The sequence below is a fragment of the Deltaproteobacteria bacterium genome (assembly GCA_016219225.1).
Taxonomy (GTDB): Bacteria; Desulfobacterota; RBG-13-43-22; order RBG-13-43-22; family RBG-13-43-22; genus RBG-13-43-22.
The window spans coordinates 1-10,380 of sequence record JACRBX010000005.1; the positions used below are offsets into that span (position 1 = coordinate 1).

Genomic DNA, 10,380 nt, shown 5'->3' on the forward strand with positions numbered 1-10,380 from the left:
AATCACCAGCGATAACGGCCCCTGGTATGAAGGAAGTCCCGGTCCTTTCAGAGGCCGAAAGGGGCAGAGCTATGAAGGGGGTCATCGGGTGCCGTTCATAGCCCGCTGGCCGGGACATATCCCCCCCGGCCGAACCTGTCATGAACCGGCCATGAATATCGATCTTTTTCCCACTTGCCTGTCCCTGGCCGGGTTATCTCTCCCGTCCGATCGTCTTATCGACGGGCGGGATATTACCGCCTTGCTGACTCGACCCAATGTCAGGTCGCCCCACGAATCCTTATATTTCTATCATCATGGTCAACTGGAGGGAATCAGGACCGGAAACTGGAAATATTTCCGCTCTCTCAATCATTATGTCTGGCCCATGCCGGTCAATAAAAAACTCGGCACCCTCACCAATCACACCAACGGACCACAGCCCCTGTTATTTAACCTGGAAACCGATCCCGGTGAAGCCTATAACCTCCTGACCCGGCACCCTGAACTGGGCAAAAAACTGGCCGATAAGATGGTCCAATGGGAACGAAAAATGGCGGAAAATCCCTTTGGATCGATTAAATGAACACGAGTTATTTTTATAAAAGTCGGCCATGAATGATGGATGCCCATAGACTCCAAAACCAGAAAACCCTGAACCATATCCTGGTCAAACCTGCCGGGCCTGACTGTAATATGAGCTGCCGCTATTGTTTCTACAGCGGGAAAAAAGATCTCTTTCCCCTATCGGACATCCATCGCATGGAGGAAACGGTTTTGGAGGCGGTAATCAAGGATCTGATGCAACAGGGACCAAGAGAGGTTTCCGTCAGTTGGCAGGGCGGCGAGCCCACTCTCATGGGATTGCCCTTTTTCAGAAAAGCCATTGAGTTTGAGAAGCAATACGGTCAGGGAAAGGTGGCGGCCAACGGGCTTCAGACCAACGGGCTCCTGATCGACAGAGAGTGGGCGGCCTTTCTGAAACAGTACCATTTTCTGGTGGGTCTATCTTTGGACGGACCCGAACCCATCCATGATCATTACCGGCGGTTGAGAGGAGGACAGGGATCCTTTCGCCAGGTGTGCGAGGCGGCCAAGCGGATGCTGGATGCGGGTGTGGAGGTGAATGCCCTCTCGGTGGTCAATGACTATTCCGTCCATTTTCCAGAAGAGATCTACGGATTTATTAAAACCATGGGTCTTTCTTACATGCAGTTCATTCCCTGCTTTGAACACGGCCCCGATCATCCCCGGCAGCCGGCCCGATTTTCCGTCTCTTCCGGGCCCTATGGGACCTTTCTCTGTCGGCTGTTTGATTTATGGTTATCGGATTTTGCAGATGGCCGCCCTGCCACCTCCATTCGGTTTTTTGAATCCCTCTTGTTCTGCTATGCCGGAAAGAGACCCCTGGATTGCACCCTCCTCCCCGAGTGTGGCACTTACCTGGTGGTGGAACATGACGGCCAGGTCTTCTGCTGCGATTTTTTCGTTTCCCCTGAGCATCGACTCGGGACCATCCGGGAAAGTCGTCTGGGGGACCTGATGAATTCGGAAAAACAAAATGCCTTCAGTCGCCTCAAATCGACGCTGCCTGGGGAATGCCGGCAATGCCGGTGGCTATGGTTGTGCCGCGGTGGCTGTGTTAAAGACCGACTGGGAGGTCCGGGTCCGATAGGACTCAACCATTTCTGTGAGGCCTATAAGACGTTTTTCTCCTACGCCGATGCCCCTTTAAAAAAACTGGTAGCGGACTGGCGGGAAAAGCAGCCAATTCGGGATGAAAAGGCCGACCCGGTCAGGAGAAAGATGGGACGTAATGCTCCCTGCCCCTGCGGCAGCGGCCGAAAATATAAAAAATGCTGCGGTTTTTCGTCCGGATAATCATCCTGCTGGCTTCGTCCCCACGGCCCTCCTCGGTGATTGACAATTCAGCTGGTCAAAGCCCTTCTCCCCCACCCTATTTTTCCAAATACAAATCTTGTTTCCATTGACAGGCGAAGTTGTTTGTTTTATTCTTTCGCCACGAATACGGAAGTTTTTATTATAATTTCAAATCGATTTGATATCAATAGCTAACCAAAATGATTATTTTATGACTATGGAAAGGAAATCCGGAGGATTAGATGGCAGTCGACGCAAACCATGAAGAAAAAATCATCCGCAGTATCTGCAGCAGCCACTGCGGCGGCACCTGTGAGATGAAAGTACACGTCAGAGGAAACCGGATCGTAAGGATTGAGTCCGATGACGGGGAATATAAACCTCGTTTATGTGCCCGGGGACACGCCTATCGTCAACGGGTCTATGCCCCCGACCGGCTTCTTTACCCGCTCAAACGGACGGGAGTTAGAGGGGCCGGCGAGTTTACCAGGATTTCCTGGGACGAAGCCCTGGAAACCGTAGCCGGGGAAATGAATCGGATCAAGGCCAGGTACGGCAATGCCGCGATGCTCCACTTCTGTTCCATGTGCGATCCCCATACCCTGCATCATGTGGGGGCTTTTCATCGGCTGCTCTGCCAGTTCGGGGGCTACACCGCCCCCTGGGGTTTCATCTCCCATGAAGGCGCCACCTTTTCCGCCGGCGTAACGTACGGCACGAGACGCAAGTTCTTATCTCAGTCGGAACACCGGCTTGAAGAATATCTCAGCTCCCGGCTGATCATTATGTGGGGCTGGAACCCGGTCACCACCGAACAAGGCACCCTTACGCCCTTATTCCTGGCCCAGTCCAAGGAAAAGGGGGCCCGATTCATTTTCGTCGATCCCCGGTATACCGACTCGGCAGCCGTTTTCGCCGACCAGTGGATTCCTATTCGACCGGGTACGGACGGGGCCGTGCTGATTGCCATGGCTTATGTAATCATCCAGGAAAATCTCCAGGACCGGGATTTTATCGAGGCCAATACGATAGGATTTGATCAGTTTAAAGCCTATGTCTTAGGCCTTGAAGATGGAGCGGCCAAGACCCCGCAATGGGCCGAGGCCATAAGCTCTGTCCCGGCGGCCACTATCGAAAACCTGGCGCGCGCCTATGCCTGTAACAAGCCAGCCACTCTGGCCACCAGCATCTCCCCAGGCCGCACGGCCTACGGCGAGCAGTACCACCGCGCCGCTGCCGCTTTAGAGGCCATAACGGGAAACCTGCAATTCCAAAACTGGCTGTCGGCCCCGAAAAAAAAGGCCGTAAAATTTAATCCTCAACTGGAAAGTCCGCCTAACCCAGTGGAAGCCGGAGCCCCGCCGCGCAAAAACGCCTTGCCTTTTCGCGGAGTCAGCGTCAATTCCAGCGCCCGGGTCAATGTGAGTCTGTTTGCCGATGCCATCCTGAAAGGCAAGGCCGGCGGCTATCCCCATGACTATAAGATGATCTGGCTTTCCAATACCAATTACCTCAATCAACTGGGTGAGGTCAACAAGACTGTCAAGGCCTTCCAGCAACTGGAGTTCATCCTGGTCACGGAGCAGTTCATGACGGCAACGGCCAAGATGGCCGATATCGTTTTACCGGTCTGCACCTTCTTGGAGCGGGAGGATATCCTGGCCCCGAGAGGTGGAGGGATCTACGCCCTGCTCAACAAAGTCATAGAACCCCTGGGAGAATCCAAATCCCAGCGGCAGATCTGCCAGGCCCTGGCCTTAAAGCTCGGCCTGACCGATTACGGAGATAAAACTGATGGGGAGATGGTCGAGCACATCGTAACCCGATTATCCGAAGAAGTGGACTTGCCTGACTTGGACTCCCTTAGAAAACAAGGCTTCGTTTTCGGCCGGCCCAAAAAAACGGAAGGGGGCGGCCAACCGGAAGATAAAAAAATTCCGCCTACCGCATTTCCCACTCCATCGGGGAAAATAGAAATCCGCTCTGAAATAGCAGCCAGGATAAACGATCCTTTGATTCCGGCCATTCCTACCTATATGGAGACCTGGGAGAGTCTGAATGACCCCTTGGCTGTAAAATATCCCCTGCAGCTCATTACCCCCCATTTGAAACGGCGGGCTCACAGCCAGTTCGATAATCTGCCCTGGCTCCGGGAGCTGCAAACCCAGGCGATTTCGGTCAATACCGTCGACGCCGATTCCCGAGGGATCCGGTCGGGAGATCTGGTCCGGGTTTTCAACGATCGGGGTGCGGTCAGGATTCCCGCCAAGGTGACCGAGAGGATTATGCCCGGGGTGGTCGCCCTTCCTCAGGGCGCCTGGTATAGTCCCGATGAAAACGGAATCGACTATGGGGGCTGTGCCAATGTCCTGACCAAAAACCAAATTTCACCGGGCGGCGCCTTTACTCCCCATACGGCCCTGGTGCAAATAGAAAAGGTGGGCCAATAAGCTATGCAATACGGAATGTATATCAATGAAAATCGTTGTATGGGCTGTTTCGCCTGTGTCGTGGCCTGCAAGGACTGGCATGATGTTCCTGCCGGACCGGCAAGCTGGATGAGGGTGAAAACTATCGAAAAAGGTAAGTATCCGGATCTGTTTGTGGCTTTTCTGCCGGTGACCTGCAATCATTGTCTCCACCCGGCCTGTGTTGCAGTCTGCCCGGTGGAGGCCATTAGCAAACGGCCGGAAGACGGTATTGTGACCGTGGACCGAGAAGCCTGCCTGGGCAAGGATCAATGCGGTCTGTGTCTCCAGGCCTGTCCTTATGACGCCCCGCAATTCGGGGAGGAAGCCGATGCCCGAATGCAGAAGTGTGACTGGTGCCTGGACCGGTTGACCGAGGGAAAGAAACCGATATGTGTGATTAGTTGCCCTATGCAGGTCATAGACATCGGTCCCTTGGATGAATTACGGGCACAATACGGCGATGTCCGGGAAACCGAGAGTTTCACCTACTCTGAAGAACTCGCCCCCTCGGTACTATTCAAACCCAAGAGGGATGAAAGAAATCTGGCCATAGGGAAGATTGAAGTTACTCCAAGGGTCGGAACTGAGGGTTAGCAGCCAGGGGAGCTCTCTCCATTCATTCCGGTCTGTGACAAGACAGCACAAATGGGTCGGATGGATGAAAAACTCTTTTGGAGGAAATACCATGACCGAAAAAAATACAGAACTCTCGTCCCATTGCATCTTCTTCATCAAGCAGCCCATTCTGGATGTCAATCGGAGTATTTGGGGATACGAACTGCAGGGCGGGGAATTAAAGGATGGAATCTATGAGGTTTTTCCCCAGCAGGATAGCGCCTCCGGCCTGTCTTCCAGCACTTATCTGGGCCTGCAGGAGGCCATGGAGCGGGGCAAGCAGATCATGGTCGGTTTTGACGAGGCCGGCATCCTGACCGGGATACCCCACGCCCTGCCGCCTGCCAGCGGGGTGGTGCGGGTGCTCCCCGGCGAATCTTACGATCCCGGACTGGCACCGGCTCTGGAGAGGCTGCGAAACGATGGCTATCAAACCGCTCTGGAATTCATACCCGGAAGATCCATCCCGGATGCGCTATACGGTCTGGCCGATATCGTCTCTATTGATCTCTCCCTGGGAAAGCCGGATCAGTCCTGGTTGGTTCGAAAAACACCCCGCCCCCCCAGGATGCTGGCCCGGGGTGTCAAGACCCAGGACCAATTCCAATCGGCCAGGGATCTGGGCTTCGCCTTGTTTCAAGGTCCCTTCTTCAAAGAACCGGAGTATGTGCAGAATCGCCAGCTCGGCTCCAACGAGGTGGCCCGGTTGAACCTGTTGCGTCTTCTTGAAGCCGAGGACGCGGAGGTCAACGTCCTGGCCGAGGCCATCCGCTCCGACGTCTCGGTCAGCTTCCGTCTCCTCTCCTACCTGAACAGCGCCTGGTTCGGTCGGAAGCAAAATATCCAATCCATCGATCAGGCCATCATGCTTCTCGGATGGACCAAGCTCAGAGGCTGGTTGCGCGCCTTACTCTTCGTCGACCTGGCCGGGAAGGAAGAGGTCCCCCGGGAGTTGGCGGTCCTTTCCCTGAATCGCGGAAAGTTCCTCGAACTGCTGGCCATGAAGGTCGATTATTGGGGATTTAATCCGAATACCCTGTTCCTCCTGGGCTTATTTTCCCTGCTGGACTCCATCCTGGGGCTGCCCATGGAAAAGGTGGTGGAGTTGCTGCCACTGGAGGCCAAGCTCAAGGCGGCCCTTCGTCGCGACCCCAACAATGAGTACCGTCTTCTCTTCGAATTATTGGAGTCCTTGGAGGATGGCGATTGGTCGGCCCTCGAAATCTTGACGCAGAAGCTCTTTCTGGACCTTAACCTCATCAAAGAAAACTTTGCCCAGGCCCGGGACTGGGCCGGTAGTTTTTTTACTCAGGCGGAGTAATGTTTAATAGTCTACGATTTCCCTAAAGGCTGAACCCCCCAAATCTCCCGGACATACTCCATGACGGCCCGATCGCTGGAAAACTTGCCCATACAGGCCGTGTTGAGGATGGCCCGGCGGGTCCATTCGTCGGGGTTTCCGAAAAGTTCGTCTACCTGTCCCTGGGTATCGATATAGCTTCGATAGTCCGCCAAAACTAAAAAGTAGTCCCCATCCCTCAGAAGGGCATCCACCAGAGGAGCAAAAAGGGAGGCCTGGCCGGGCGAGAAATATCCCGAGGCGATCTGTTCGATGGCCTGTTTGAGTTCCGGGTCCCTTTGGTAATAGTGCCACGGGCTATAGCCTTCTTGCCGCAACCGGTCCACTTCCTCAGACCTTAAACCGAAAAGGAAAAAATTCTCAGGCCCCACCTCTTCCCTCATCTCCACATTGGCGCCGTCCAGGGTTCCTATGGTCAACGCCCCGTTGAGCGCGAACTTCATGTTGCCCGTGCCGGAGGCCTCCATACCGGCCGTGGATATCTGTTCCGAGAGGTCGGCCGCCGGAATAACCTTCTCAGCCTGAGAGATGCAGTAATTCGGCAGGAAGAGCATCCGAAGCCGGCCTTGGACATCGGGATCATTATTAACCACCTCGGCTACGGAATTGAAAAGTTTGATTATGAGCTTGGCCCGATAATAGCCGGGCGCCGCCTTCCCGCCCATCAAAACCGTACGGGGCGTGGAGGGCGCCCGGGGGTTTCCCTTGATGCGGTTGTAACGGGTAATCACGTGCAGGATGTTCAGGAGTTGGCGCTTATATTCATGCATCCGCTTAAACTGGCAGTCGAACAGGGTTCGAGGGTTGATGCCCAGCCCCATCTTGCGCAACACATAGCGGGCCAGCCGTTTTTTATTCTCGAGTTTGGCCTCGGAAAAAGCCCGGCGAAATTGCGGGTCTTCGGCCAAAGGAATCAGTTTTCTGAGTTGGTTCAGATCACAGACCCAGTCCGAACCGATGGTGTCGGTAATGAGCCCCGAGAGGGCGGGATTGGTCTGGAGGAGCCAACGCCGGGGGGTGACGCCGTTGGTGATGTTCTTGAATTTCCCGGGATAAAATTCGTGAAAATCCCGGAATAGAACGTCTTTGAGAATTTGGGTGTGCAAGGCGGCCACCCCGTTGACCGAATGACTGCCCACGATGGCCAGATGGGCCATCCGTACCCGGCGCTCCGATCCCTCTTCGATGAGGGACAGTCTGGTCAGGATTTCTTGATCACCCGAATACCGGGCGGCCACCTCCTGCAAAAAACGATGATTGATTTCGTAGATGATTTCCAGATGCCTGGGCAGCAGACGTCCGATCAGATCCACCGGCCAGGTCTCCAGGGCTTCGGGCAAGACGGTGTGGTTGGTATAGGCAAAGGTCTTGTTGCTGATATCCCAGGCTTGATCCCAACCCAACTGTTCCTCATCCAGCAGGAGCCGCATCAGTTCAGCGATGGCGATAGCCGGGTGGGTGTCATTCAATTGCACAGCCGCGTAATCGGCCAGGCCGGCCAGGGACCCGTGCTGCTTTTTATGACGACGCATGATGTCCTGAAAAGTGGCGGCCACCAGAAAATACTGCTGTTTTAAACGGAGTTCCTTGCCTTGTTCCGGCTGATCGTTGGGGTACAGGACCTTGGAGATGTTCTCGCTCATAACCTTGTCGTGCATGGCCCCGGCATAATCCCCCCGGTTGAAGACACTCAAATTGAAATCACGGCTCGATTGGGCGGCCCACAACCGCATATTGGTAACGTGGTCGCCACCATAACCGGGGATCAGGATATCACAAGGCACGGCCATGATGTTCTCGGTGTCCACCCAGCGATAGCACCGGCGCCCCTCGGGATCAAGGGTGGACTCACTTCGGCCGTAGAATTTGACTTCGTAGAGATGCTCGCGCCGGACGATCTCCCAGGGACTACCCTGGCGGCGCCAGTTATCGCAGCTTTCCTCCTGAAAACCGTTAACGATATTCTGGAAAAAGATACCGTAGTCGTAGGCAATACCATAGCCGTAACCGGGGATCTTCAGGCTGGCCATGGAGTCCAGATAGCAGGAGGCCAGGCGCCCCAAACCGCCGTTGCCGAGGCCGGCATCCCACTCCACCTCTTCCAGGTCTTCCAGACTCAGTCCCAATTTCTCCAAGACCTGTCGGCAGCCCTGTTCCATTCCCAGATTGGTCAGGTAATTCATCAGAAAACGACCGGGGAGGAATTCCATGGAGAGGTAATAAACCCTCTTGACCATTCCGTCGTAGTAGTCTCGCTGCGTGTTCAGCCAGGCCGTGATGAGCCGGTCGCGGATGCTCAGGGCCAATCCATTGAAATAACGAAAATGACTATGCCCATAAACCTCATTGCCCAGAGTGGAAACAATGTGGCGACGGATATCGTCAGCCAGGGTTTCGAGATCCGGTGGGGGTACTTTCTTTTGGTCGGTTCGGCATGGAAAATTATCGGTCATGTCAATCCCTTTGTATGGTTTATTGTGTCTTCAGGAGGCGGCCTTACCGGTTTAGGCGATCTCCGGAAAGGGCATAAGGTCATGGTCCGGTATTTCGGCTTTATAATAATATTTCTCGGGAACTTCGTCAAAAGAAAACCAGGGAGGCAAACCCTTCTCTATTTTGAATTTTTACGAGTCCGCAAAACTTGACCTTTCCCTTTTTTGTTATTAGTATACTTAAAAAGCTTTTATTCTACAACGAACAGTTTTTAAACAATCAGGATTCGAATGGGAACTCAAAGTCTCAAGCCCAAAAATGATATTTTAAATAAGATACGCCAGCGTAGCGATCTCCCCAGCCTGGCCGAAACCATCGGATTTTTCAGGAACCTAAAGGAAATAGAAGAACAAAACGTTACCGAAATTGCCAATATCATACTGAAGGATTATGGTCTGACCTTAAAACTGCTAAAGGTGGTTAATAGTGTTCATTATCTGCAGTTTGGTGAAGTGACGACCATATCTCGGGCAATTTTTCTGCTGGGTATAGATTATATAAAAAATATTGCCCTCACCCTGATGATCTTTGACCATTTCCTGAAAAACAGTCCATATCCGGAAATAATCAACACGCTCGGTCAGGCCTTTTGGGGTGGAATTTTTGCCCAGAAAATCATCCATGATTTAAACTTTATAGAAGAGGAAGAAGCTTTTATCTGTACCCTCCTCCATCCCTTGGGGAAGATATTGGTGACTTTTTCCATGCCTGAGAAAATCGCCGAGATCAGGAGATTTAGCGCCGAGGAAGATATTACGGAAGATATGGCCGCGTCCGAAGTTCTCGGAATTTCCTTTGAAGAATTAGGGATGACCATGGCCACGGAATGGAATTTCCCGCAGAAAATTGTGCAAAGTATGCGTAATATCAACCGGTCTGATCTTGTCGTCGATCCGCAAGAATCCGAGAAACTCAGTATGGTTGCCACCCTTTCGACGGAAATATCCAATACCTTGGCCACCGGTCTTGAGAAAGAATTAAAGACCGAAAAAATAAATAGACTGCTCGATGGTTATAAAAGACATATCAAGGTACAGGAAGTAAAATTGGATAGCCTGATAGCGAGCACCTCACAAAACTTCTATCAATTAGCCGAAGAGTTGAGCCTGGATCTAAACGAAACCCCTTTAAGCAAACAATTAGACGAATGGACGGGTCAGGAAGGCTCAACCATCTCGGACGCCGAAGTTCTGGAATTCAAAACCGATGCTCTTAAACCCATCGATGCTTTTTTTAAAAAGGAAGACCGGGAAGACGTCGAATCAATTTTTTCCAAGGGTATCCAGGAAATCAACATTTCGATGCTTCGACCTTTCGCCCTGAACGATATTATAACCATAGCCCTGGAAACGATCTATCGGGGAATGAAAAGATTCAAGATTGAAAGAGCCCTTTTTTTCGTTAAAGATACGGTAGAGCCGGTCATGAAATTACGATTCGGGTTCGGAGATAACATCGAAATGATCAAGAAATGGTTTGTTATCGGACTGGAAGGATCCAACGATATCTTCAACCTGGCCGTTTCCAAGAGCAGCGACATTATCATACAGGATATTCATTCCCCGCAAATCAAGAAGTTTG

The 10,380-nt window shown here is 52.6% G+C and carries 7 protein-coding genes; 6 read left to right on the forward strand and 1 reads right to left on the reverse strand.

Annotated features, from left to right (window positions below; translation table 11 throughout):
* The 5 genes from HY879_00215 to HY879_00235 form a co-directional block, all read left to right on the forward strand.
* The coding region (locus HY879_00215) for a sulfatase-like hydrolase/transferase (protein ID MBI5601757.1) at window positions 1-565 on the forward strand (565 nt) is incomplete at its 5' end.
* Between the two features lie 35 nt (window positions 566-600).
* Window positions 601-1,860 (forward strand): anaerobic sulfatase maturase, encoded by a 1,260-nt coding sequence (locus tag HY879_00220; protein MBI5601758.1) that lies wholly within the window; start codon window positions 601-603, stop codon window positions 1,858-1,860.
* Between the two features lie 242 nt (window positions 1,861-2,102).
* Window positions 2,103-4,310 carry a molybdopterin-dependent oxidoreductase gene (locus tag HY879_00225; GenBank protein ID MBI5601759.1) on the forward strand — a complete coding sequence of 736 codons (2,208 nt, stop codon included), beginning with the start codon at window positions 2,103-2,105 and terminating at the stop codon, window positions 4,308-4,310.
* Window positions 4,311-4,313: 3 nt separating this feature from the next.
* Window positions 4,314-4,925, forward strand: a complete 612-nt coding sequence (locus HY879_00230; GenBank protein ID MBI5601760.1) for a 4Fe-4S dicluster domain-containing protein — start codon at window positions 4,314-4,316, stop codon at window positions 4,923-4,925.
* 91 nt (window positions 4,926-5,016) lie between these two features.
* A complete protein-coding gene (locus HY879_00235; protein ID MBI5601761.1) occupies window positions 5,017-6,267 on the forward strand; it encodes an HDOD domain-containing protein in 1,251 nt (416 codons plus the stop codon).
* 11 nt (window positions 6,268-6,278) lie between these two features.
* Here HY879_00235 and HY879_00240 read toward each other — a convergent pair whose 3' ends face one another.
* Window positions 6,279-8,759: a glycogen/starch/alpha-glucan phosphorylase gene (locus HY879_00240; protein MBI5601762.1), complete on the reverse strand. Its 2,481-nt coding sequence runs from the start codon at window positions 8,757-8,759 to the stop codon at window positions 6,279-6,281.
* 270 nt (window positions 8,760-9,029) lie between these two features.
* On the opposite strand from HY879_00240, the gene HY879_00245 reads away from it, so the two are divergent.
* Window positions 9,030-10,380 (forward strand): HDOD domain-containing protein (locus HY879_00245; GenBank protein MBI5601763.1); only part of this gene is annotated, 1,351 nt, incomplete at its 3' end.